The organism is Dactylosporangium sp. NBC_01737, from assembly GCF_035963215.1.
Taxonomy (GTDB): domain Bacteria; phylum Actinomycetota; class Actinomycetes; order Mycobacteriales; family Micromonosporaceae; genus Dactylosporangium.
The window spans coordinates 2,397,380-2,419,918 of sequence record NZ_CP109153.1; the positions used below are offsets into that span (position 1 = coordinate 2,397,380).

Below are 22,539 nucleotides of genomic sequence, written 5' to 3' on the forward strand. Positions count from 1 at the left end.
CCCGGCGGCCTTGGGTTGTGGTGGGTGTCGCGGGCCGGGGTCAGTGGCCCTCGGCGAGCTGGTTGAGGCGGTGCAGCGCGGTCAGGACACCGTTGGCGGCGATGCGCCGGCCGGTGCGATCGCCGGTGTTGATCTCGGGGGCGATGGCGCCGCGGCGGCGGATGAGTTCCCAGGTGTGGCCGTGGCTGTCCAGGGCGGCGATGACGCGGACCTCGGTGCGTTGCCCGGACGGGTCGGCGGCGAGGCCAGCGGTGAGGTCGCCGGGCCGGATCCCGCGCTGCCAGCCCTCGAAGCACAGCCCGAACCCGACCAGTCGGCGGCCTTCGCGGTGCAGCCATTCGCGCAGCCAGGGCCGCACGGCGGGTGCGGTGAGTTCGTCGGGCAGACCGAGCAGCACGTCGAGCGGGTGCAGGTTGACCGCAGGTGCGGCCGGGTCGGGCCGGTGCCAGGTCTGCGCCGTGACCAGGGTGGTGTCGACCTCAACCATCCGGCCCATCGGCACGTCCACAGCGCAGGGACGCAGGATGGGGGATGTACCGGGGCGGGCCTGCTGCAGCCGCGGACGGTGGAAGATCCCGAGCAGCGCTGGGGGCTGGTCCCAACCGTGCGGGGCAAGCTGGCCTTCCAGCCGGGTCAGGACGGCGGTGACGGCGTGGCGGAGCGTCGGCGGACGCCCGGTCCGAGGTTCGGTGCGGGCGCCGTCGGGGTGGTGGATCGTCAACGGGTACTCCTTTCCTGCCGGTTCGGGGATGCCGCAGCACTCCGACCGGCGGCTACAGTGGGTGAACGGCAGGCGGGCGGCGCCGACCGTGTCGATCGACGCTCGCCGTCCCGCGTGGGATCAAGTCATTCCGGCCGATTGGCGCGGAAGTACTTGCGGGTCAAGGGGATGACCGGCTCAGGCGCCGAGTGGGGCGCCGACAGCGGCTTGCCACCACACCGGGTCCTTGGCGCTGGCGGAGCTGTGGTCGTGGCTACCGTCAGTCGTCAGATGGACCTCGTAGTGCAGGTGCGGTCCGGACGAGTGCCCGGAGGTGCCGACGACGCCGATGACCTGGCCGATGGCGACCGGTTGACCTTCGGTGACCATCGGGTGGGTGAGCATGTGGCAGTACCGGGTGACCACACCGCCGGGGTGCTCGATGTCGACGTACCAGCCGCAGCCGCGGGTGAGGTCGGGGTCGCCGTCGCGGTCGCAGCCCCATGGCTGCCCGGTGCGTATGTCGGTGGCGTTGCACCGTACGGTGCTGACGGTGCCGGCGGACGCGGCGTGGATCGGGGTGCCGCGGTTGGCCATGAGGTCGACACCGTCGTGGGTCGGCCGGTCCGCGGTGCGGAACCCAGAGCCGGGTTTGGCCTTGACCGGCTGGGTCCAGCCTTCCGGGCTGATGGTGATGCCGCAGGCGGCGAGGCCGCCGGTGAGGCCGGTGAGGGTCTGCACGATGGTGACCGCGTCGGGTTCCCACCGTGCGTACGCGTCGGGCAGGGCGCTGATCTGCACTGCCTGGGCGGCCTCGGTCAGCGGCAGGGTCTGCCAGTTGGGGATCGTGACGAGCTTGTCGTAGAACTTCCCGGCCGCGTAGACGGGATCCATGAGCTGTTCGGCGGTGCCCCAGCCTTGCGAGGGGCGTTGCTGGAACAGCCCGACCGAGTCCCGGTCCCCGCCGGACAGGTTGCGCAGGCTCGATTCCTGCATGGCCGTGGCGATGGCGATCACCCAGGCGCGGGCCGGGAGTTGCCGCTGCACGCCGACGGAGATGATGGTGGCGGCGTTGCCGACCTGCGCGCTTTCCCACTGTCCGACCGCCGGGAACGGCCCGCTCGGCGCGGACGGTGGCGGCTGGCTGGCGGGTTGGCTCGCTGGCTGCACAGGGGCGCAGTTCGCCGAGGCGCTACCGCCGGTGAACACCACACCGGCCAGCCCGGCGCAGGCGAGCACGATGCCGCAGACGAGCGCGGCGGCGAACGCGAGCACGCGGCCGGTCATGACGGCCCCGAGGTGGCCGGTGGTCCGCCGGTGCGTATCCGCGCACGGGATCGGCAGGCGACGCGCCCGCGGGCTCGCGGCTGGCTGGGGCCGGTGACGTGGACGGCGGCCGGTGCACCGCAGTGCGAGCCGACGGGGAGATGGACGTGGGGGTTACGGACTCGGCGGTGCATCAGGGGTTGCCCTTTCGGTGATGGCACGGGAAGGCGAGCGCGGCGCCCAGCGCGATGGGGTTGCCGGGGTTGGCGATCCAGCCGGTGCTGAGCGCCGCGCGGTGCGGCGTCGGGTCGCGGTTGGCGGTTCAGGTGTCGAGGAGGTGGTGGCCGACGAGGCCGCCGTCGCCGGTGTGGACGGCGACGCTGTCGCCGGCCGGGTCGAGCAGGTACAGCCACGCCGCGTCGAGCAGACCGAGATGCGCCAGCGGCACGACCATCACCGGGTCGCCGCCGGCCGAGCTGTCCGTGGTGTCCGTGGTGTCCGTGGTGTCGGGGCCGGGTGGGGTGTGGCTGATCCCGACGCCGGCGATGACCCGCCGTCCGTGGACGCCGGGCTGATCACCGCCTGCGGCGGCCCTGGCGGCGGTCGGCGACGCCGACGCAGCGGCCGAGATGGCGGGGATGCCCGGGTCGAGGTAGTGCCAGTCGTGGGCGAGCAGTCGCGCGGCGAGGCGGACGGTGTCGCGGCCGGCGGCGGTCCAGAGCCGGCGCAGGACGGGCAGCATGACGCGTGGGTGCCCGCCGGCGTCGACGCTGCGGGCCTGCAGCAGGCCGGGCCGGTCCGGGTCGCGCACCCCGATCAGGCAGTCGCTGTCGATGTACTGCGCCCGCACCGTCCGGCGCGGCTCGGCTGACAGCGGGCGGCCGGCCCAAGCAACGGCGCCGTGATCGTGGTCGTGCCGTGCGGGGACAAGGTCCGGGTTCGGCGCGACGACGCGCGGCGGTGCGCCGAACCGGCCGGCGGTGCTGTGCACGGACGGGCCCGCCGCCGTGCCGGCTTCCCAGGCCGGGTTGGTGGTGCGGTAGGTGGCCGGGCGGGTCGTGCGGTACGACGCGGGCGTTCGAGTGTCACTGCGGCCGTGGGGTGACATGACGGGTCCTCCGTGGATCGGAACGTGACGGTCGGAAAAGGGGTCGCGTGGGCATGGCGACGACCGCGCCGCCGCCGAGGCGGTGGCGCGGTCGTCGGGCATCGGTCCGGCTGGCCGCCGGGATCGGTGGGCGGGCCGCGGGGCCCGCTGATCAGGTGGTGGCGGTGCCGCCGCCGGTGGGTGGCTGGTCGGTGTCCGCGGCGTTGGTCAGGTGCCGCCACGACCGGCCGGTCCAGTACTGCCAGGTCGTCCCGCGCGGGTCTCGGCGGGACGCATGCAGCCGGTCCTGCAGGGCGTGGAACGTCTCCGGCGTGTCCGGCGCGGGGTGAATCCGCTCGAGGTGCAGGATCGTGCCGGTGTCGTCGAGGAGCCGGGCCAGCGTGCCTCCGGCGGCGACCGCCTCGGCCGTCTGCGTGGCGAGCAGCGTCTCCTCGGCGAGGGCGTCGAGGACCGCCGCCTCGGTCATCGGTTCGCCGCAGCGGCGCGCCGCCGCCACGAACGCCTGCCAGCCCTCGGCGTCGAATCCAGCGGTCGTCGCGGTCAGCTGGGCCGCCGGAGCGGCCTCGGTGAGCGCGCCGATCTCGACGACCGTGGCGACCCGTTCCGCGCCGTGGCGCAGCTGCCCGGCGAGCCCTTTGCCTGGGCCGGTGCCGGCCAGGCCGCCGATCGTGTACGGCTGCGGTCCGACCCGGGTGTAGGGGGCGTGGGTGAGCAGCCGCCATTCCTGGATCGAGTCCGGGCCGGGCAGATCCCCGACGATGCGGGCACAGTCGTGCGGGTCCACGGCCTCCCACGTCCACGACCAGCCCATCACCACGTACCGGCCCTGCGCGTCCGGTTCGATCCGTTCGAACGCACTCGGGTCGTCGTGGCGGGTGGTGGAGTCCGCGACGATGACGTCGCCGTCCCACCACAGCCGCGTGTACGCCTCGTCGGTCTGCCGGTCCAGCGCCGCAGCAGCGGCGGCAGGTCGGCCGCGATGAGCATGTTGTTGATGGAGTCGGCGTCGGCCTCATCGGCGATGACCGCGTCCCGCAATTGCCGGCGCAGCAGTGCGAGGTCGGTCTCGGCGCGGTCGGCGCGCTGCCGACAGAAACATGTGGGCTGGTCGGGTGTGTCGGGGTTTCCGGCCGGGCCGGTCGGCGGGGTCGGTTCGGTCATCGACGGCCACCGACGGTGCTGCCTGTGCTGCCGGCTGCGGGCGGTGTGGTGAAGGTGTGCCGGGCGGTCGGGTGGTCCGGGTCGTCGGTGGACAGCACGGTGAGAGTGTTGGTGGCCGGGTCGATCAGGTACACCCACGGTTCCCACAGTTCGCCGAGGCGGGCGAGCGGCACGGCGGTGGGAGGTTCGGTCGGGGCTGCCTCGATCGCCATGCCGACGCCGGCGATCGGGGTGTCGCCGGCCAGGAAGGTGGCATCGGTGCTTACGTCGGTGCCGAGGTAGGCCCAGGTGCAGCGCAGCAGGGCGGTGACCGTGGCGGCGGTGTCGCCGTGGAAGGTCTGCTCCTGGATCTCCGCGAGGGTGGGCACCATGTATTCGGGGACGGCGTCGGAGTGCACGTAGCGCAGGTGGACGACGGTCGGGTCGGTGACGTCGGGGCAGCCGACGTAGCCTCGGGTTCCCATGGTCGGGACGCTCCTTCGATGAGGGTTCGGATGCGGTGTCTTCTCGTCGGCGGGCCGTCTGGTCAGGGCCTGCCGCGACGAACGCGAGGTGGAGGGTTCAGAGGGCGTGGGTGAGCCGGTTGCGGCGGTGCAGGCCGGTCAGGTTGCGGCCGTCACCCGACCAGCCAGGCCGGATCGGGGTTTGCCCGCTTCGGAACAGACCCCCGAACTCGACGGGCCGCCGGCCGTCGTGGTGCAGCCAGTCGCGGGCCAGGCACCCAGCGGCGCCCGGGCCAGGTCGTCAGGGCCGCACAGTTGTCAGGACGACTCACCGGACGAGGTCGTCTCGATGACGATGAAGGTGTCCTCGCCGTCGATGAGGCCGAGCTGATGGCCATCGTCCCAGCGGACGTGCGTGGTGTTGCGGCTGTCGACGAGGGTGACGGTGCCGAGCGTGGCGGGTCGGATGGTGGTGTGGGGGTCGCCGCAGTGCAGCAGCTGGTGTAGGTTCCGCCGTTGCCCTATCAATGGCAGCGCTGTGACCTGGACGTCCGGGGTTGCCGGTCAGCGGGTGACGGCTCGGTTGTCCAGGGTTGCGTAGCAGCGGCGGTCAAGTGCGGTGGCGGCGGGAGGTGGCCGTGACAGGCAAAGACCGATCCCGTCGGGCGGTCATATCCGGCCTAGCATGATCGAATACACCCTCGCCGTGGTTACGTTACGTGGTGCTTGGCCGCCTGGTGTAGGTGCGCACTCATGCCGATGACCGTGCGGTGAGAGGCGGTGCGTGCCTGCTGCAGGGAGATCATTCGGGCGAAGCGTGATTGACGGTGGCTGGCTATTGCCTGGGAGTATGAACTCCATGCGGTACGTTGATCGGGTTGATCAGGCTTCGCGCAGCTTCGACAAGGCGGTTGCGCCGTACTACTGGATATTTGCCGCGTTCGGGACGTTTTGCTTCGTCACTATTGTCATGCTCAACACCGGTTGGATGCGGCTGCTCGCAGTGGTCTGGGTGATCGCAGTGCCGCTCTGGATTCGCCGCTACCTGCAGTATCGAAGAACCCAAGCGGCGGCCGTCGGCTCCAAATCCCAGGACCAGTAACGCGTTGAGATGCCCTATCAGCCGCTGTCTAGGTGCGCTGGGCCGCAACTCGTCGTCCGGGTCCAGCCCGCGCCCGACAAATAGTTCGTTAAGGGCCCAACCGCAACAACCGCTGCTGGCCGTCGGCGTCTTCTTTCTGGCATCTTCATTTGCCGCGATCAGGGCTCGCCATCGAGCGCCATGGCGAGCCGAGTCCGCTGGTTCGTGGCCGTGCCGAGAAGCGGATGCAACGCGGAGCGCTGCGGTAGAGCATGCGATGGAGCCTGGTCGGCACGCCGGCGGCCGAGCGGCCGGAGTCATTCGCGAGCGTGTGCTGGAGGGGGATCCCGGCGGGGTATTGGCCATGTTCTACTACCGGTCATGGAGCTGACGCCGGAGGAGCAAGACCTGCTGGTCGCCGGGCTCCGCGCGCTAGGTGACCGGGTGCACCGAGGCGCCGGGCGAGGCGCAGGCCAAATGGCTAGGCGGCTGCGAGCGGACATCGTCGAGACCACCATGGAACTGCGGTTGTCCTTGCCGGCGGCCACTGAGCTGGTCGCCCGGGCCTTGGACGCACTGGGCACGAGAACCGCCGCGTTGCAGGCTGTGATGGGCGCCGGCACGATGAACCTGAACCCGGCGGTCGTCACCGTGACGCTTTCGGAGCACGACGGAAGGGCCATTGCCGTTGTCCGCGGTGCAGCCAAGGAAGGTCTCATCCGGCAGCGAGCCGGCGAGAAGGCAGCCCGCCGGGTCGTGGAATACCTGGCAGCCGCCCAGCCATGATCAGACATCCGCTCATAGCCGCAGACAACGCGCGGCCAGCCGCCAACCGCCGTCCGACGAGCGAAGCAGGGACTACGTTCAGTCACGGGTGGCGGTAGCAGCCCGGTCATGGTGGGGCCAGTTATGGCCCTGATGGAGTCGGCTTGCTCCGTCACAGCCGGGGCGGGTTTCGCCTGGACCGGTTGGGCAGGGATTCCGATGCTCGGATGATGCGTTCGCGAACCGGGTCGGAGAGGTGGCTTCGACCGCTACGTTCCGGTGGGATGAGCGGTTCCCAGTGGTGGGCGCGGCGCAGGAGTCGTTGCAGGATCTGGGTGGCGTGTTCGTTGTTGCCGTTGATGATGGCGACGGCGTCGGTGAGAGCTGCTGCGGTGACGGCGGCGTTGGTGGGGGCGAAGACGCCGGGTTGACTGTTTCGGTGGACTCGCTGGCCGAGGTATGCCTGGCAGCTGGTGTCGACGTCTTCGCCGTAGGTGGTGAAGTCGCCGGGTCGTGTTCGGCGCAGGACCCAGCAGGCCAGTGCGCGGAGGTCATGGAAGGTTTGCCGGACGGGCGGGGGCGTGGCCGTTCTCGACGCGCTGGAGGGCTTTGTCGATCCAGGTTTGTGCGGTCAGGAACGGGTGGCGGTGGTCCAGTGTGGTCGTGTCGGTGGTGGTGAGGTCGTTGGCGCGGGCGATGGTGCGGTAGTAGGGGTGCAGTTTGAGCGCGGACCCGTCGTAGATGCTCAACGTCATCGCATGGATCTGCTGTGGCGTGAGTCCGGCGGCGTGGGCAAGGTTCCCGGCTTCGTCGTCGTGCACGAGCGCGATGTAGTTCGGGGCCAGCTGCTGGGTGCGGGTGATCAGCGGGTCGGGCATGAGCTGGGCGGCGATGAGCAGCTCGGCGACGGTGATCTCGAGCCGGTGGGCGTAGGTTTCCAGCCAGCTGTCCAGGGCTTCACCGGGCAGCGGGGCGACGCGGATGGGCCAGGCCGCTGGGGGCGGGACGTAGGCGTTCGGGGGTGGGATGGTCATGGGTTGGCTTTGGCTGCCCGCCGGGGTGCGGCGCGCAGCCGGCCGCTGTCGAGGGAGGCTTGCAGCGCGGCGCGGGCGTGTTCGGCGGCTTCGTCGATGCGGACGCCGTCGAGCAGGTCGGCGGTGAACCGTTCGGTGCCGGTGCGCACGGCGCGTTGCGCGCCGCGGTTGATCAGGCTCATGAGTGAGGCGAGGTGTCCGCTGGAGCGGACGAACAGGTAGCCGGCGAGATCGTCGGCGAGCATGCCGGGATACTTGTCGGTCAGCACGAGCATCTGTTCGATGGCCAGCAGCATGCGCCGCCACTGCCGCCGGCCGGTGTCGTCGCGCAGGTGGAACGGGTGCATGGTCAGGCGCGTCCAGCGTCGCCCGGTCTGGGCCAAGGGGGCGTCGTGCGAGGTCAGGCCTTCGCTGAACAGGCCTCGTTCGCGCAGGCCGACACCGACGAACAGGAAGGTGACCGGGAACTCGTTGTTGAGTCATTTGAAGTGGTTGCTGACTTCGACGCCGTCGCGGCGGCGGACGTCGAGGAAGTGGACGTCGTCGATGATGATGAGTTTGGTGTAGCAGGACAGGATGCAGTCCAGTGCGCGTGAGGCGAGTTGCTTGGCGTTGCCGCGCCGTCCGGGATGGCCGTAGAACTCCAGCAGGGTGTCGTTGACCTTCCACATGGTCGTGTCGGACGTGAGCCCGATCCGGCAGACCGGCAGGTGCTCGTGACCGCCGGCGGTGACCGCGCCGCCGCGTTCGATTTCGCGGCGGTGCAGGTCACGTCCGAACGTGCAGGCCGCGGTGGTCTTGCCCAGACCGGGGAACGCGTCGATGGCGACCGCGCCTTTGATCCGGTCGCCGTCCTGGCAGTTCGAGTCGATGATGTCCCACAGGTCCTGGTGGATCGCGGCGAGCTGCTCGGTGCGCACGGTCAGGTTGGCGTGCCAGACCGCGCGCTGCCGGGCGTAGGCGTCGCGGGCGGATTCGTCGAGTGCTCGCAGCTGCCGCCTGGACAGCTGATCAGGCTGCATCCGTGGCTGCGCCTCGGCGAGCCGCTTCCAGCCGTCTTTGCGTGACGGGCTCAGCTGATCCAGGCCCAGGGCGGCAGTCACTGCAGTGCCTCCCACGCGTCGGCATAGAACGACTCGGCATCCCGGCCGGACGGTTCCTCGTCCGCATCGTCAGCCGCTCCGCCGTCTGCCGCCATGCCCGCGTCGGAGAGCACAGGCAACGCTGAAGCTGCGGTGATAGGCAGTGCCGGCGCCGCTTGGACGGCGGCTGCACGCAGCGCGATGCGCCGCTCGGCCGGTGTGTCGCTCAGCCCGACCTGCCAGCGTTGCAACAGTTCCGCCAGCGCGGTAGCGGCGTCGGGGAACCGGTCGTGTTCCACGGCCATCCGTTTGGCGAACGCGAGCGTGTCGGCCGAGAACGGCATGCCGAGCATCGGCAGATGCTCCCACCACAACGGATGCCACGACTTGGTCTGCGGGTCACGGAAGAACACGCGGGAAACGTCGTCGGGATCGACGTGGATCGGCCACCGCCCTCTTGCTTTGGCATGTTGGAAGCCGCTGTCCCGGTTGACGTAGGGGGCCAGGACCCCGGTGCGGTCCTGGTAGCGGAGCCCGCCGACCTCGACGCCGTAGTGGTGGATGTTGCGCCAGACCACCTGCAGGAACTCATAGACCAGGTCCGGGTCGGGCGGCACCATCACATAGCCGGCGCGGGCGACGCCGTGGCTGAACATCTGCGCCGGGCTCAACTCCAGCCCGGGGACGTGCGGGTCGGCCAGGCCGTCGTGCGGCCGGTGGTGATAGACGGTCGCCGTCCATTCCCGGATGATGTCCTCGAGATCGTTGAGGAAGAAGTACGCCTGCTGCTCGATGTTCCTGCCGCGGGAGAGCACGTCGGGGCCCTTGTAGCCGGGCAGCGCCTCCAGCAGCCCTTGACGCAGGGTCCGGAAGAACCGCTCCACCGGCTTGTCCGTCGGCCGGTAGAGCCGAGCCGGCTGGATCGAGATCCCCGCCCGCGCGCAGGCGCTGGTCACATGCTCCGACACGTAGATGCGGCCGTGGTCGGCGATGATCGTCTCCGGGCGCAGCGGCGGGGTCACCGTCGCCAACATGCCGGTCACCCGATCGGCGTCCACGACGATCGACGACGGCCAGCCGGGATTCGGCCAGCGTGCGTGCTGCGGCCACGACGGCGGAACCTGCGGCGGTTGCAGCGCTTGGAAGACCACCGAGGCGACGTCGACCGCTTTCGCCGACACCGGCGTCAACCGCAACCCGACGATGCAGCGCGTGTAAAGATCCATCGCGACCGTCAGCTGCGCCCCGACCCACTGCAACGTCAACGGCTCCATCGCGAACACATCGAGTGCGGTGGTGTCCAGCACCAGATACTCGCCCGGCCGGGTGGCCCGCAACCGGCCGTAGACACCCACCGGCCGCGCTGCGATCTCCCGGCGGCCCTTCGCCGAGCCGGCGAAGGTATTGCGGCCCCGGGACAGCTCACGCAACAGCCGGTAGCCCGACGTCCGCTGCGGCACCGGCACTACCCCCGGGCCGTACTCACGGTCGAGGCGAGCCACGATCCGCTGCAGCACCAGCTTCCTGGTCACCGTGGGGCGTCAGTGAGCTCATCGAGCAGCGCCCGCGCCGTGTCCAGCCACCGCGTGTCGACCGCCGGCAACGGGCCGTGCCGTTGCTGTTGGAGCAACGCGGCCTCACCACCGTGCTGATACTGGCGGACCCATTTGCGCACCGCTGACTCCGACACCCCGGCCTCGGCCGCCTTGTGCGCATAGTGGCGCATCATCGCCACGCCCGGCGCATACTCCGGCCGCGGTTCACCAGGCAACGCCAGGTCCTCATGCCCCGACCGGTATCCGGTCAGAACCTCCCGCACGTGCGCCGCCCGCGAGTTCGCATGTTCCAGCGACCCGGCACTGGCCAACGACAGACCGATCGCGGCCGGCTCACGCTCTGGGACCACCCTGGCGTCCAGCAACTGCGTGCGCCGGCGGTCGGTCAGCAACTCGGCCACCGACAGCGAACTGACCCGGCCCGTCCCGTCGCGCAGGACCGCGTGCGTGTCGTTCAGTCCGACAATCTCCACGACGTCGCCATCGACCCGCAACCGGCTGCCGATCCCCAACCGCACCAGCAACGAGTCCGTCACAGCGTCCCCCGCACCAGCGTCGCACCGGCCAACGGACGAGACAGATCCGCAACAATCCTTCCGGACCACAGCAGATGCAGCAGATGCGGACGGACGGTCACCGGCTCCCACCGCGGCGACAGCCTCGACTCCAGCACCGCCAGCGGAACACCATCTGGCCCCGCCGCCGCCAGCAACGCATCGAGAACCGAACTGTCGAAGTGGTTCCGGCGCCGGAAGCCGGCCAGGAACGCGACGTTCGCCCACACCACCGGGTCCGGCTCGGACAGGACCTCGAAGCGCAGACCGTAGCCGGCCACCACACCACGGAAGGAGTCCAAACGCTCGGCAACCGCCGGAGCCGCAGCACGTCGCGCCGGCTTCACCTCAACCAATGTCAGCGATCCATCCGCCTGGACCAGACAGAAGTCTGGTATCCACTGACGCTCAACGCCCGGCGCCCCGGTCACCGACACCCTGAACGGCTGAGCGAACAGCCCGGTGACTTCCGAGTCGAAGTCCGCCAGCAGCAACCGGGACAGTTCAAGCCTCGACTCATACGGGATATGCGCGGCCATGGTTGCCGACCAGTACAACCCGGCATGTGCTTCTGGCCGCGCCACAACCCGAACCGACGAAACGGCACCGCCGCAGCAACCTGAGCCACCGTCACCCGCTCCAACGGCACCACCGAACAGGCCCCATCGGCCCAGCGCAACGAAGCCGCCGCCTCGTGCCCGTACCACTCGTCGGCTTGCACAAGACCACGATCAGCTTCCGCGGCGATCACGAGCCGATTCGATCAACTACACGCATCCCACAGAAGATCGATCACCCTGAGTGAACGTGAGTGATTCCGGAGAAGGTGTACCACTGCCAACCCCGTCCGCGGACGACTGCCAATTGCTACTTGGCTGATATCTCAACCCCGGAATTGATACGGCAACAGCGGAACCTACAGCTGGACCTGGTCGCCGGCCTTCGCCGGCGGTACGGCGGGCGCCGGCGGGTCGTCGCTGGTGTGGTGTTCTGGACGCGGGTTGGGCATGGATGTGTCCTCTCTGGTCTTGTCACGGGTGTGTGGCACGTAGCGCCGGACACGGGTACCGGGTCGGCGCGTGACACTCCGCCGGGCGAGGCGATACGGTGACGCGGCCGGGAGCTGACGCTGTGCGCGCCGAATGCCTCCGTCGCCAATTCGGGTTGTCCGCTATTGCTGGCCGTGCCCGAGCGGGGCGCCGACGGCGGCCATGAACGGCACGGGATCCGTGGCGCTGGCGGAGCTGTGGTCGTGGCCGCCGTCGGCGCTGAGATGCGTTTCGTAGTGGACGTGGGGGCCGGAGGAGTGGCCGCTGCTGCCGGTGACGCCGATGACGTCGCCGGCGGCGACGGGTTGGCCTTCGGTGACGGCGGGGTGGGTGAGCATGTGGCAGTAGCGGGTGACGACGCCGCCGGGGTGGTCGATGTCGACGTACCAGCCGCAGCCGCGGGTCAGTTCGGGGTTGCCGTCGCGGTCGCAGCCCCAGTCGGCGCCGGTGCGCACGTCGACGGCGTTGCACCGCACCCGGCTGACGACACCTGCGGAGGCGGCGTGGATCGGGGTGCCGCGGGCGGTGATGAGGTCGACGCCGTCGTGGGTGGGCCGGTCCGCGGTGCGGAACCCGGACCCGACGTGCGCGGCGACGGGCTGGGTCCAGCCTTCGGCGCTGAGGGTGATGTTGCAGGCGGCGAGCGCGCCGGTGAGACCGGTGAGGGTCTGCACGATGGTGACCGCGTCGGGTTCCCACTTCGCGTACGCGTCGGGGAAGGCGCTGACCTGCACCTTCTGCGCGGCCTCGGTCAACGGCATGCGCTGCCAGCCCTCGATCGTCAGCAGCTTGTCGTAGAACTTCCCGGCGGCGTGGGCGGGGTCCATCAGCTGTTCGACGCTGCCCCAGCCCTGCGACGGGCGCTGCTGGAACAGCCCGACGGAGTCCCGGTCGCCGTAGCGGATGTTGTTCAAGGACGATTCCTGCATCGCCGTGGCGACAGCGATCACCCACGCGCGGGCCGGGAGCTGCCGCTGCACGCCGACGGCGATGATCGCGGCGGCGTTACCGGCCTGGGTGGCGTCCCACTGCCCGATCGGCGGGAACACGCCGCCCGGGGCGGCGACCATGGCCGGCGGCTGAGTGGTACCGCCGTTGCTGCCGTTGGGCGGTGGAGCGCAACTGGCGGCGGCGCCGCCGCCGGTGAACAGCACACCGGTCAGGCCCGCGCAGACGAGGATGACCGCGCAGACGAGGCAGGCGATGAGCGCGAGGACGCGGCTGGTCATGACCGGACCGCCCGGCTCGGCGGGCCGGCGGTACCCCGGATCTGACCGGCCGGGCGGGTGGATGCGGTGTTCGTGTGGTCGAGGCGGTGCATCGCGATGGCGTCCTTCCAGACGGGTGCGGGCGGGGCACGCCGCGGCGCCCGCACCGTCCGGGGCTTCGACCCCTTGGGCCGTGCCCGTGGATGGCTGGGCGCCGCTGGCGTGCTACCGGCCGACGGCCGGTTGTGGTGATCGGGTTGCGGTGACTGGCGCCGGCGGTTGCGGTGCCCCGGGGTCAGTGGGTGAGGGGGTGCCGGCTGACCGGGTGGCCGTCGCCGGTGTGGACGGTGACGGTGCCGGCGCCGGGGTCGAGCAGGTACAGCCACGCGGTGTCGAGTTCGCTGAGGTGCGCCAGGGGAACGACGTCCGCCGGCTCCGGCTCCGGGGCCCTGCCGTCCGGCCCGGTCGCGGCGTAGGCGATGCCGACTCCGGCGATCGCCCGCCGCCCGGTGACGCCACGGCCGCCGGTGGTGGGGTCGAGACGGTCCCAGTCGTGGGCGAGCAGCCGGGCACCGATGTCGGCGCTGTCGTGGCCGGCGGTGGTGAAGATCCGGCGCAGGGTGGGCAGCATGGCGTGCGGGTGCCCGCCGTGTTCGACGGCGCGGACATGGACGAGATGCGGGCGGTGCGCGTCGGTCAGGCCGACGAGGCAGCCGCTGTCGAGATAGTGGACAGCGCCTCCAACGTGCCGGTCCGGGCCGGGTGTGCTCGTGGCGGCACTGTCGAGGGCGTCGATCGCGGCCCGGATCGCGGTGGCGAGGGTCGGCTGGTAGGCGATGTCGCCGTCGATGGTGCGCAGGACGGTGTCGGTGCCGTCGGTGCCACCAGTGGGGTCGGTGATGCCGATGGCCCAACCGTGCCCCGCATGCGGGGCGATCAGCTGCGCCTGCGCGGTCCCTTCCGGCGGAGTGAGCACCAGCAGGTACACGCCGCCGGCGGTGGGGGTGGCGTGCGCGGTCCACCCGGCGGGCAGCAGGTCGGCGGCGAGGTCGGCGGAGGCGATGGCGACCTCACGGGTCTCGTCGCTGATCCGGGTGCGCCGGGTGGTCGCGGTGGCGGCGCAGGCGCTGGTCCGGTGGTCGCTCGGGCGGTGGTGCGGGGCGTCGGTGCGGTTCTCGAACGACATGGAAGGTGTTCCTCCTGTGAGTCGGTTGCAGAGCGTGCCGTGGGTACGGAGTTGTCGGTCGGCGCTGATGACAGATGGGGGCGGCCGGTCCGCGAGGGGCGGGCCGGCCGCCGTCGTGGTGGCCGGTTCGGCAGGTCGCGGTCAGTCCGCGGAAGGCGCTGCGGTGCCGTCGCGGGGTGCGCCGTGACCGGGTCCCGGCGTCGGCTGGTGCCCGGTGTCGGCGGGGTACGCGCCGGCGGACCGGAGGTGCCGCCACGCGGTGCCGGTCCAGTACTGCCAGCTGACGCCGTACGGGTGCGCCGGCTGCTGGCGTAGGAGCTCGCGGACGTCACGGAACGCGGCGGGGCCGGCCGGTCTGGGAGTGACCCGCACGAAGGCGAGGATCGTGCCCGTGTCGTCGAGCAGCCGGACAAGGGTGTTCCCGGCCGCGATCTCGGTGTCGGTGGCGACGGCGAGCCGGTACTCGTCGGCGAGGGCGTCCAGGAGCGCCGCCTCGGTCATCGGCTTTCCGCAGTGACGGGCCGCGCCCACGTACGCCTGCCAATGCGCGCCGTCGAACGGGGCGCCGGTCCCGGCAAGGTGGGTGGGCCACAGCCCGCCGAGGATGGCCGCGATCAGCTCGCCGTTGTAGTGCAGTTCGGCGAAGAACGTCCCGCTCGGGCGGTGCCGCACGGCGGTGACCCGGTACGGGGGTGGCGCGACCATGGTGTACGGGGCGTGGGTGAGCAGCACCCATTCCTGCTGCCGGTCGGGTTCGGGCAGGTCCCCCGCGATGCGGTCGCAGTCGTACGGGTCGACCGCTTCCCAGCACCAGCTCCAGCCCATCACCACGTACCGGCCGTCGTCGGGTGCGATGCGCTCGACGTCGTCGGGGTCGCCGGAGACGCGGGTGGAGTCCACGACGATGACGTCGCCGTCGAACCGGACCTGGGCGAGGCTCTCGTCGACCTGTCGGTCCAGGTCGGCGGCGGCGACCCCGTCGGCGGTGAGGTGGCTGCGGTAGGTGTCGCGGTTCTGCTGCAGGTCCTCGACGATGGCGTCGGCGACGGCCCGGGTGCAGCGGAACACGGCCCACCCGTTCCAGGTGTCGATGAGCGTGCCGACGCAGCCGCGGCTGGTCCGCCATGCACCGTCGCCGTCGGTGTAGGAGCCCCAGTCGCCGGCGAACACGCCGACGCCGCCGAGGGTCAGATGGTCCGGGTGCAGGCCGGTGAGGTCGCGGTCGTCGCCGGTCGGGTGCAGTGTGCGCCGGCACGCCGCGGTGATCGCGTCGGTGACGGCGGTGTCGAACCCGTTCAGGTAGGCGGCCTCGGCCTGCTGCCACTGTTCGCCGGTGAGGCTGGCAGCGGCTGCCGCGTGCTCGCCGCTGCTGGTGCCGCGGTGGCAGGCGGCGAAGCTGGCGGCCCAGCCGGAGTTGGCCCCGGGCAGCGTGTCCTGGACGGCCGGTTCGCCGTCGGTGGTCCCGGCGAGGATCCTGCGGGCGGCCGGCCTGGGGTCGCCGGTGACTCTGCCGCCGATGGTGTCCTGGATCCACCATTTGGCCGCGTCGGCGCCGTCGGTGGCGCCGACGGTGCGCAGGGCGTCGAGCAGCTGCGGCCAGTCGAGCGTCGTGCTGGTCTCGGCTGCCTCGGGGTGATGGCTCCCTCCCGCGTCGGTGTCGGTGTCGGTGCCGGTGTCGTCCGGTGGGGTGTTCGGGCCGGTGGTTGGGGGTTGTATGGCGTGCTGGTCGTCGTGGTCGTGCATCGGTGCTCCACTTTCTGGTTCAGGGTTCGGTCACTGCCGGCCGGCGACCGACTGGCGGTGGTGCGGGCATGGCAAAGACCGCGCCGCCCGAGGTGGGTGGCGCGGCCGGCGTGGTTGGTAGAGGTCGGGTGGCCGGCGGGTCAGCGGGCCAGAACGGCGACCTTTTCGCCGTGCAGGAGCGGGGCGCCGTCGGGGCCTTTGATCTGGTGTCGCCGGTGGAGCGGAAGGTCGGGTCGTGCGGTGACGGTCCGGGTGTGCGTTGGACCGGATCGGGTAGGGGCCGCTGTCCGGTCCGGCGGCCTGGGAGCGGTGTTGTGCGGCCGGTTCCGGACGGCGACGGTGTCGATCGACGCTCGCCTTGCGGCGTAGGTCAAGTCGTCGCGGCGTCGTCCGGGTAGCCGTACCGGGCGGCGGTGTCCAGGGCCTCCTGGGCGTGGAGGAGCGTGGCGCTGCCGCTGATGGCGTCGATGAGCCAGACGGTGATGTTGTAGAGCGGGTTGTCGGTGTCCGGGATGTCCGCCGTGGCCGGCTCCGGCCGTACGAACCGCAGGGTCCGCGCGGCAGTGCACAGGTCGGACAGGGTCGAGTAGGTGGCCTGCCCGGCGGTGATCGCCGCTGCGCAGCGCTGCAGTGTGGCCCGGAGACCTTCGACGGCGCGCAGGCGGGCCTCGCGGTCCGGCACCGCCGCGGTGGACGTGCTGAGGGCGTCGGCCACGGCGGTGAGATCCTCGACGCAGAGACCGAGCCAGAACCCGACGTTGCCCACGGCGCTGTCCCGCGACCGGCGCAGCTGCCAGACGAGCATCCCGGCGGCGAGGTCGGCCGGCACGCGTGGCCTCATCATCCGCCACCGTCCATGGTGGACACGTCGCGCGGGCCGGTGCGGCCGGCGGCGGCGAGCAGCGCGGTCAGGCCTGGCAGTGTGGCCGGGCTGTCGTACGGGTCGGGCTCGTCGTCGACGATCACGGTTGCCGACGCGCCGGGGAGGCAGACGGCCTGGTAGGCGCGCCCGTCGACGTCCACGGCGTCGGCGCGGCGGACCGCGGTGACCGTGAACTGCTCGACGGTGCCGTCCCCGGGAGTGTCTGCGCAGGTTGCGGTGCCGGTGTGGATGTCGTCGTAGAGGACGGCGCAGGCGACCAGCCGCATCCCGGGCCCGGCGGTGGCGAGCAGGTCGGAGACGGCGTCGGAGACGCCGTGCAGGATGTCACCGTGCGGTGCTGTGGCTGCGGGTCGGTGCGGGTGCAGCGCGGCGGCGAGGTCGGGCAGCAGGTCGGGCAGGCCGCCACGGTGGGCGTCGAGCAGGTGTCGGTTGATGGCGACCGGGGCGCCGGTCATGCACCGGCTGTGCGGTCCTACGTCGAAGGCCGGGCCGTCGTGCAGCAGGAGCAGGTTGCAGACCGGTCGGTGGGAGGTACGTGTGCGGTGGTTGCCGGGGTGCGGGCCGGGCCGTCGGGTACGGGGAAGCGCGGGGATGTCAGGGGCTTCGGTGGCGGTGAGGAGCCAGCCGGTGAGGGCGTGGACGGTGTCGGTGGACAGCATGGAACTGCTCCAGAGGGCATCGGTGGTGGTGGGTCGAATCGGGCTGGGACGTGTCAGTGGCGGCGGTCCCGGCTGCGCCGCGGCGCGGCGTGCGGCTGCCCGGCGGTGCCGGCGACGCTGTGGGCGTCGGGAGTGGTGGGGTGGCGGCGCAGACCGCTGGGGTGGGTCTTGGCCCGGTACACGGCCTCGTCGGCCTCCCGCAGCAGCGCGCGGGCGGTGATCCCGAGCCGGCTGGTGGTGTAGCCGACGCTGGCGTGCACCGCGACGGTGGTACCGCCGTCCAGGACGACGGGCTCGGCGCCGACGGCGTCGGCTGCCGCCTGCGCGGCGGTGTGGACCTCGTCGGGGCCGCCGAGGGCGAGGACCGCGAACTCGTCGCCGGACAGCCGCGCGGCCAGCACTGCCGGCGTGGCCACCGCGTTGAGGCGGTGCGCGACGGCGGTGAGCAGGTCGTTGCCGGTCTCGTGGCCGTAGGTGTCGTTGACCGCTTTGAACCCGTCGAGGTCGAGCAGGATGACGCCGAACGGACGGCCCGCGGCGAGAGCGGCCTGCAGCGCGGTGAGGAAGGTCCGGCGGTTGGGCAGGCCGGTGGTGTCGTCATGGCCGGCCTGGAACCGGGCGGTTCGCAGCGCGCGGCGCAGCCGCCACAGCGGCAACGCGGCGAGCGTGAGCCCGGCCACCAGACCACCGGTCATGGCGAGGATGAGGTGCGAAGTCGGGGACACTGGGGAGGCTCCTTGTCGTTGAGGAGCACCGGGGCGGGCACGGTAGGGGGAACTTCCGGTGCCCGCCCCGGGCTGTGCGTCGCCGCCGGTCAGACGGACGTCAGCGCCGGCGGCGATTCGGCCGCAGCGGCGGTGCCGGTGTCGGCGGCGAGTTGGAAGCTCACCGGGTGCTCGGCCGCGAGGACGGCCGAGCCCTGGCGCTCCAGGCGTTGCCCGGACAGGACGACCGCGCCAGCGCTGGCCTTCGGCAGACCGGTCCCTTCATCGGCCTTGTCGATCAGCCGGCACAGTTCGCTGACCTTGAACTTCTGCTCCGGGTGCGCCTGGAGGATGGTCAGGATCGACCGGTCGAGTTCGCCCGGTGCGCGCCGCCGCGGGGGCTGACCCCCGGCCGGCGGAGCCGATTCGGCGGCGGCGGGATCGGCGGGATTGGCGGGTTCGCCGCCGGTGATGGTGTCCGCCTCGGCGTCGCCTGCATCGTTGGCTGCGTCGCCTGCATCGTTGGCTGCGGCTGCGGCTGCGGCTGCGGCTGCCGCAGCGGCTGCGCCGGTGGTCGAGGCCGCAGCGTCAGCGTTCGCGGTCGCCGGCGCGTGGACCGACATCGCGTCGTCAGCGGGCGAGACCTCGCCTGGTTCGCCGCTCGGGTCGTCGAGGGCGCCTTCCGGTGCCGTCGGAGTGGCCTGCCGGGCCTCATCGGTGTCGAAGGCCCGAGGCTCATCGTCCAGGACGTCAGGCCGGAGAACCGACGCCGACGCCGACGCTGGCTCGGGCTCGGGCTTCGCGGCGGTGCCGGCGTTCGTGGCGTCCGGGGCCGGGTTCTGCGTGGCGCGGTCCGTTTCGGTGCGGTCCGCGGCTGCCGCGTCGGTGAGGTACCACACGATCTGGCCATTGGCGGCCTTGCGGGAGTCTGTAAGCCCGGCGCTGTTGAGGTTGCGCAGCTTCTTCGTGGTCGTCGGGTAGGCGATGCCGGTGTGCTCGGCGAGGTTCCCGGCGGTGATGTCGCCGAGCTCGGCGAGGGCGTCCAGGATCTGCCGCGACTTGCTGTCCAGCGGAGGTGTGCCGGTGGTGGCCGGTTCGGTGGAGGTGCTGGGGTTGGTTCGGTTGGGCATGTCGGGCCCCGTTTCTCCTGCCGTGGCAGGGTTTCGTGGTGAGGCGTGCACTGATGCACGCTTGAGCGGCGGGTAAGGGCAAGTCGGTGCGCCCGGACCTCAGAGGCACGCCGACGGGCGCGGGCGGCTGTGCCGACCAGGGATAGATGGCGGTTCCCAGCGACAGATGGCGGGGCACCGGTCGCGGCGACATCAGGGGCTTGATCCCGCGCGACTCCCGCCAACTACCTCTGGGAACTGTCGCCAACTACGGCTGGCAACCGAGGCAAACGCCGAGGTCGACGTCAGCGAGCCGCCATCTACGGCTGGTTGTCACAGCGGCACCGTGCCGTCCACGCCCGCAGATGGATGGGCGGAGCAAGGCAGCAGTGGTAGACGTCGATGGCGGCGATGGTGTGGCCGCCGGAGCGGCCATGCCGCTGGACGCGGGTTGGGGAGGCCGTACGGACGGCCGCAGACGCCGATACCGGCCGGTCCACGGGGTGCGGACCGGCCAGTGTGTGGCGCGTACGTGCCGCGCGGGTGTTACTGCATGCCGGGTCGCGGTTGGGCGTGCCGGTCGGCGGCGTAAGCCCGGCGGACCCGGATCGGGATCGCGCCCCGGTTGCGGTGGGCGGGCAGGTTGAGGTGCTGCCAGTTCTCGGCCCACCAGGCACGCACCGCGGTGGCGTCACCGGTGCTGCTCGCGGCGGCAGCGGCGACGGCGCGGCTGGCGGCGTGCCGTTTCGGCAGCCGGCGGCCGGCGGCGGTGAACGGGGCCAGGGCGGCGCGGAGCCGGTCGATGTTGCCGGGCGTCAGGTCGATCTCGTAGGTGACGTCTTCGAGGGCGAAGGTGTAGTTGGCGACGCCGTCGGTGCTGTTGTCGAGGTCGTCGGTGACGATGTGCCGGATCAGTTTGGCCATGGTGCTGGTACTCCTCTGCGGGTTGCGGGACACGGGGGATGACCCCGCCGCCATGGCTGGCGGCGGGGTGGCGACAGGCGGTTGCGGGGGTGTCGACGGTTCAGGCGGTGCACAGTTCGTGCAGGCGGCGCAGCGCGCGGCCTTCGAGCCAGCGCATCGCGTCGATGGTGCGGCCCATCTGGGCGGCGACGGTCGTGCGTGGCTGCCCGTCGAGATAGCGCAGTTGCACGGCGCGGCGCTGGTCCGGGGTGAGCCGGGCCAGGGCCTGCGGGAACCGGGTGAGGGTGACGGCCGCGATCGTCCGGCCGGCGACCGGTCCGGGCCGGGCGCCGACGGCGGTGCCAGGGCTGGTGACGGTACGGTCGGTGTAGATGGTGCGGGCGGCGCGCAGGTACCGTCGCTGCGACCAGCTGTGGTTCGTCATCGCCCGGACGGCGAGGCGGCGCATCGACCCGCGCAGGTCCGGGTCGATGCGGTGCGGCTCGGTGAGTGCGAGGCAGTACGCCTCCTGCACGAAGTCCTCGATGAGGTCGCGGTCCCGGCGCCAGACCCGGGCGGCGACGAACCGGGTCAGGTCGACCGCAGCGGACTGGTACAGGTCGGTGAAGGCGTCGCGGTCGCCGGCGCGGAGCCGTGCGGCCAGGATGATGTCGGCGGCGGTGACCGGCCGCCGGAACCGGCGGATGTCACGGCCGGTGGCCGGGCTGTGCGTGGTGGCCATGAACGGATTCCTTTCGACAGCGACCCCTTCGGGGCCGGGAAAGCGGAATCCGGGCACGGCCGTACGGCCGTGCCCGGAGGATGCGCGCTGGTGCGCGGGTGGCCGGGCAGCGGCCAGGTCGTGCGGCTGTGCAGTCGTGCGACGGTGCGGGAGTGCAGTGCTGCGGTGATGCCTTCGCCGCGGATGGTCCGGGCGGTGGGCGAGCTGCTGGTGCGGCTCGCGGGATGTGCAGGTTCAGGCCGTCGTGCGCGGCGGCCGGTGAGCCGGCGTCAGGTCAGTCGACGTCAGGGCTGTCGTGGACGCGCCGGGTCGGCAGGGGTGAGGATGCGTACCGCGCTGTACAGCAACTCCTCTGCAACCGCGTAGAGCGGCACACCGTCCGCCGCCTCCGACGGTGTGGCGGCGTGCCAGGACGTCAGTCCCGTGATGGCTGTGACGGAGTGGTCACCGGCGGGGTCGAGCAGTTGCACGACCGCGCTGCTGTGCTCGGGCTGCGGCCCGCGCCACACCCGCACCCGCAGCAGCGACCCGGCCAGGCGGTACGTCCGGACGAGCTCGTAGCCGCTGGTGCCGTGGTCGGTGAACGTCTCGTCGACCAGCGTCGGCGTCTTGGTGTCGGCGTCGACATAGGCGTGGGTGGCGTCCGGCCGGAGCACCCGCCGGATCCAGGCGGGTGTGACCTTGGTCAGCGCGCGGCGGGGCACGCGCGGCCACTGGTAGCCGTCGCCGCCGAGGACCGCGATCGTGTAGTCGTCAAAGACATCGACGACCACCCACAGTTGCGCGCGTTGCTCGTCGTCCCAGCGGTCACCGTGCACGGTGACGATCTCACCCGCGGAGAGCGGGCTGGTGTCGTCGCGGTCGGGCTGGCCCGCGGCGTCGCGTCCGAGGACGGTGTTGGTGAGGTCCACGAGGTGGTTCAGCGCGCGCAGCGCTGCGTGGCCGATGCCGGACAAGGGATCGTCGGCCGTGACCGGCACCGGCATGCCGGGTTCGGTGACCCGGACAGTGCCGGACGGCCGGCTTGCGTCGGTGACCATGTGGTAGCGGTGGCCGTCCACGTCGGCGGCCACCAGGACCCGGGTCGGTGCGCTGGCGACGCCGCCGTCCGGACGGGAGCCAGGGTCGGGGTCGGTGGCGGGCTCGGCCGGGTCGTCGTACATGAGGGTGAAGCCGACGATGGTGAACAGCGGGTTCCGCTGGTGCTCAGGCAGCCATTGGGCGGCGGTGGCCAGCAGCAGGTCGCTGAACTCGGCCATGCCGACCAGGCCGGGCAACTGCCGGGCGCCGTCCCAGTGTCGCCACACCGACTCGTGGATGAGGTCGAACTCGAAGGCCCGCGGCCCGTTGGCCGGGCGGTACTCGCTGATGATCTGGAACTCGGGTGCGGACAGGGGTTTGCGGCTGCTGGTGGCGTACTGCGTGATGCCTGCGCTGAGGTTCGCGACGGTGTCGGGTGTGAGCATCGGCTGGTCCTTTCGTCAGATGGTGGCGGCCCGGCCGCGGGCAGCGGCCAGGCCGGGGGTGCAGTCGGGTGGTCCGCCATGCGGTGAGGTGCTGCGGCAAAGGGGAAAGGGCGGCCACTGCGCGGGCCGGGCTCGCG

Annotated in this window: 25 protein-coding genes; 2 read left to right on the forward strand and 23 right to left on the reverse strand. The window is 71.6% G+C overall.

The window, feature by feature from the left end:
• Positions 1–40: 40 nt before the first annotated feature.
• From OHA72_RS10455 to OHA72_RS10485, 7 genes are all read right to left on the reverse strand, one after another.
• A complete protein-coding gene (locus OHA72_RS10455) occupies positions 41–721 on the reverse strand; it encodes a hypothetical protein (protein WP_327007642.1) in 681 nt (226 codons plus the stop codon).
• 177 nt (positions 722–898) lie between these two features.
• The gene (locus tag OHA72_RS10460) at positions 899–1,987 is read right to left on the reverse strand and encodes a M23 family metallopeptidase (protein ID WP_327007643.1); all 1,089 of its coding nucleotides are present in this window, start codon (positions 1,985–1,987) and stop codon (positions 899–901) included.
• Between the two features lie 301 nt (positions 1,988–2,288).
• On the reverse strand, positions 2,289–3,074 hold the full coding sequence (locus OHA72_RS10465; protein ID WP_327007644.1) for a hypothetical protein: 786 nt from the start codon (positions 3,072–3,074) through the stop codon (positions 2,289–2,291).
• 151 nt (positions 3,075–3,225) lie between these two features.
• Positions 3,226–3,891: a hypothetical protein gene (locus OHA72_RS10470; RefSeq protein ID WP_327007645.1), complete on the reverse strand. Its 666-nt coding sequence runs from the start codon at positions 3,889–3,891 to the stop codon at positions 3,226–3,228.
• Entirely contained in the window at positions 3,885–4,235 is a 351-nt protein-coding gene (locus OHA72_RS10475) for a hypothetical protein (protein WP_327007646.1), read from the reverse strand. The genes OHA72_RS10470 and OHA72_RS10475 overlap by 7 nt, the downstream gene beginning before the upstream one ends.
• Positions 4,232–4,699: a hypothetical protein gene (locus OHA72_RS10480; RefSeq protein WP_327007647.1), complete on the reverse strand. Its 468-nt coding sequence runs from the start codon at positions 4,697–4,699 to the stop codon at positions 4,232–4,234. Before OHA72_RS10480 ends, OHA72_RS10475 begins: the two co-directional genes overlap by 4 nt.
• 297 nt (positions 4,700–4,996) lie before the next feature.
• The gene (locus tag OHA72_RS10485) at positions 4,997–5,206 is read right to left on the reverse strand and encodes a DUF4314 domain-containing protein (RefSeq protein ID WP_327007648.1); all 210 of its coding nucleotides are present in this window, start codon (positions 5,204–5,206) and stop codon (positions 4,997–4,999) included.
• A 331-nt stretch (positions 5,207–5,537) separates the two neighbouring features.
• On the opposite strand from OHA72_RS10485, the gene OHA72_RS10490 reads away from it, so the two are divergent.
• Together OHA72_RS10490 and OHA72_RS10495 are read left to right on the forward strand one after the other, a co-directional pair.
• Positions 5,538–5,780, forward strand: a complete 243-nt coding sequence (locus OHA72_RS10490; RefSeq protein ID WP_327007649.1) for a hypothetical protein — start codon at positions 5,538–5,540, stop codon at positions 5,778–5,780.
• A gap of 360 nt (positions 5,781–6,140) precedes the next feature.
• Complete coding sequence (locus OHA72_RS10495; protein WP_327007650.1) at positions 6,141–6,545, forward strand: hypothetical protein; 405 nt, start codon at positions 6,141–6,143, stop codon at positions 6,543–6,545.
• Between the two features lie 530 nt (positions 6,546–7,075).
• Here the strand turns inward: OHA72_RS10495 and OHA72_RS10500 are convergent.
• The 16 genes from OHA72_RS10500 to OHA72_RS10575 form a co-directional block, all read right to left on the reverse strand.
• Entirely contained in the window at positions 7,076–7,558 is a 483-nt protein-coding gene (locus OHA72_RS10500) for a TniQ family protein (RefSeq protein WP_327007651.1), read from the reverse strand.
• The gene (locus tag OHA72_RS10505; protein ID WP_327007652.1) at positions 7,555–7,905 is read right to left on the reverse strand and encodes a hypothetical protein; all 351 of its coding nucleotides are present in this window, start codon (positions 7,903–7,905) and stop codon (positions 7,555–7,557) included. The genes OHA72_RS10500 and OHA72_RS10505 overlap by 4 nt, the downstream gene beginning before the upstream one ends.
• 132 nt (positions 7,906–8,037) lie before the next feature.
• Complete coding sequence (locus OHA72_RS10510) at positions 8,038–8,661, reverse strand: AAA family ATPase (RefSeq protein ID WP_327007653.1); 624 nt, start codon at positions 8,659–8,661, stop codon at positions 8,038–8,040.
• Positions 8,658–10,172: a hypothetical protein gene (locus tag OHA72_RS10515; protein WP_327007654.1), complete on the reverse strand. Its 1,515-nt coding sequence runs from the start codon at positions 10,170–10,172 to the stop codon at positions 8,658–8,660. Before OHA72_RS10515 ends, OHA72_RS10510 begins: the two co-directional genes overlap by 4 nt.
• Complete coding sequence (locus OHA72_RS10520; RefSeq protein WP_327007655.1) at positions 10,169–10,732, reverse strand: helix-turn-helix domain-containing protein; 564 nt, start codon at positions 10,730–10,732, stop codon at positions 10,169–10,171. The genes OHA72_RS10515 and OHA72_RS10520 overlap by 4 nt, the downstream gene beginning before the upstream one ends.
• Positions 10,729–11,457, reverse strand: a complete 729-nt coding sequence (locus OHA72_RS10525) for a TnsA-like heteromeric transposase endonuclease subunit (protein WP_327007656.1) — start codon at positions 11,455–11,457, stop codon at positions 10,729–10,731. The genes OHA72_RS10520 and OHA72_RS10525 overlap by 4 nt, the downstream gene beginning before the upstream one ends.
• A 464-nt stretch (positions 11,458–11,921) precedes the next feature.
• On the reverse strand, positions 11,922–13,028 hold the full coding sequence (locus tag OHA72_RS10530; protein WP_327007657.1) for a M23 family metallopeptidase: 1,107 nt from the start codon (positions 13,026–13,028) through the stop codon (positions 11,922–11,924).
• Positions 13,029–13,302: 274 nt separating this feature from the next.
• Positions 13,303–14,193, reverse strand: coding sequence for a hypothetical protein (locus OHA72_RS10535; RefSeq protein ID WP_327007658.1), 891 nt, complete (start codon positions 14,191–14,193; stop codon positions 13,303–13,305).
• A 141-nt stretch (positions 14,194–14,334) separates the two neighbouring features.
• A complete protein-coding gene (locus OHA72_RS10540) occupies positions 14,335–15,936 on the reverse strand; it encodes a hypothetical protein (protein ID WP_327007659.1) in 1,602 nt (533 codons plus the stop codon).
• A 370-nt stretch (positions 15,937–16,306) separates the two neighbouring features.
• Positions 16,307–16,780, reverse strand: coding sequence for a hypothetical protein (locus OHA72_RS10545; protein ID WP_327007660.1), 474 nt, complete (start codon positions 16,778–16,780; stop codon positions 16,307–16,309).
• The gene (locus OHA72_RS10550) at positions 16,777–17,478 is read right to left on the reverse strand and encodes a hypothetical protein (protein WP_327007661.1); all 702 of its coding nucleotides are present in this window, start codon (positions 17,476–17,478) and stop codon (positions 16,777–16,779) included. Before OHA72_RS10550 ends, OHA72_RS10545 begins: the two co-directional genes overlap by 4 nt.
• 53 nt (positions 17,479–17,531) lie before the next feature.
• Positions 17,532–18,203: a GGDEF domain-containing protein gene (locus OHA72_RS10555; protein ID WP_327007662.1), complete on the reverse strand. Its 672-nt coding sequence runs from the start codon at positions 18,201–18,203 to the stop codon at positions 17,532–17,534.
• An 89-nt stretch (positions 18,204–18,292) separates the two neighbouring features.
• A complete protein-coding gene (locus tag OHA72_RS10560; protein ID WP_327007663.1) occupies positions 18,293–19,312 on the reverse strand; it encodes a winged helix-turn-helix domain-containing protein in 1,020 nt (339 codons plus the stop codon).
• 525 nt (positions 19,313–19,837) lie between these two features.
• Positions 19,838–20,215: a histone-like nucleoid-structuring protein Lsr2 gene (locus OHA72_RS10565; RefSeq protein WP_327007664.1), complete on the reverse strand. Its 378-nt coding sequence runs from the start codon at positions 20,213–20,215 to the stop codon at positions 19,838–19,840.
• Between the two features lie 100 nt (positions 20,216–20,315).
• Positions 20,316–20,936, reverse strand: coding sequence for an RNA polymerase sigma factor (locus tag OHA72_RS10570; RefSeq protein ID WP_327007665.1), 621 nt, complete (start codon positions 20,934–20,936; stop codon positions 20,316–20,318).
• A gap of 284 nt (positions 20,937–21,220) precedes the next feature.
• Positions 21,221–22,402: a hypothetical protein gene (locus OHA72_RS10575; RefSeq protein ID WP_327007666.1), complete on the reverse strand. Its 1,182-nt coding sequence runs from the start codon at positions 22,400–22,402 to the stop codon at positions 21,221–21,223.
• Between the last annotated feature and the right edge of the window lie 137 nt (positions 22,403–22,539).

Bases quoted from the DNA above. Each gene is read 5' to 3' on its own strand.
- OHA72_RS10460 (WP_327007643.1), bottom strand. From the start codon at position 1,987: ATGACCGGCCGCGTGCTCGCGTTCGCCGCCGCGCTCGTCTGCGGCATC.
- OHA72_RS10465 (WP_327007644.1), bottom strand. From the start codon at position 3,074: ATGTCACCCCACGGCCGCAGTGACACTCGAACGCCCGCGTCGTACCGC.
- OHA72_RS10475 (WP_327007646.1), bottom strand. From the start codon at position 4,235: ATGACCGAACCGACCCCGCCGACCGGCCCGGCCGGAAACCCCGACACA.
- OHA72_RS10480 (WP_327007647.1), bottom strand. From the start codon at position 4,699: ATGGGAACCCGAGGCTACGTCGGCTGCCCCGACGTCACCGACCCGACC.
- OHA72_RS10490 (WP_327007649.1), top strand. From the start codon at position 5,538: ATGCGGTACGTTGATCGGGTTGATCAGGCTTCGCGCAGCTTCGACAAG.
- OHA72_RS10495 (WP_327007650.1), top strand. From the start codon at position 6,141: ATGGAGCTGACGCCGGAGGAGCAAGACCTGCTGGTCGCCGGGCTCCGC.
- OHA72_RS10500 (WP_327007651.1), bottom strand. From the start codon at position 7,558: ATGACCATCCCACCCCCGAACGCCTACGTCCCGCCCCCAGCGGCCTGG.
- OHA72_RS10505 (WP_327007652.1), bottom strand. From the start codon at position 7,905: ATGCACCCGTTCCACCTGCGCGACGACACCGGCCGGCGGCAGTGGCGG.
- OHA72_RS10530 (WP_327007657.1), bottom strand. From the start codon at position 13,028: ATGACCAGCCGCGTCCTCGCGCTCATCGCCTGCCTCGTCTGCGCGGTC.
- OHA72_RS10535 (WP_327007658.1), bottom strand. From the start codon at position 14,193: ATGTCGTTCGAGAACCGCACCGACGCCCCGCACCACCGCCCGAGCGAC.
- OHA72_RS10540 (WP_327007659.1), bottom strand. From the start codon at position 15,936: ATGCACGACCACGACGACCAGCACGCCATACAACCCCCAACCACCGGC.
- OHA72_RS10545 (WP_327007660.1), bottom strand. From the start codon at position 16,780: ATGATGAGGCCACGCGTGCCGGCCGACCTCGCCGCCGGGATGCTCGTC.
- OHA72_RS10550 (WP_327007661.1), bottom strand. From the start codon at position 17,478: ATGCTGTCCACCGACACCGTCCACGCCCTCACCGGCTGGCTCCTCACC.
- OHA72_RS10560 (WP_327007663.1), bottom strand. From the start codon at position 19,312: ATGCCCAACCGAACCAACCCCAGCACCTCCACCGAACCGGCCACCACC.
- OHA72_RS10565 (WP_327007664.1), bottom strand. From the start codon at position 20,215: ATGGCCAAACTGATCCGGCACATCGTCACCGACGACCTCGACAACAGC.
- OHA72_RS10570 (WP_327007665.1), bottom strand. From the start codon at position 20,936: ATGGCCACCACGCACAGCCCGGCCACCGGCCGTGACATCCGCCGGTTC.
- OHA72_RS10575 (WP_327007666.1), bottom strand. From the start codon at position 22,402: ATGCTCACACCCGACACCGTCGCGAACCTCAGCGCAGGCATCACGCAG.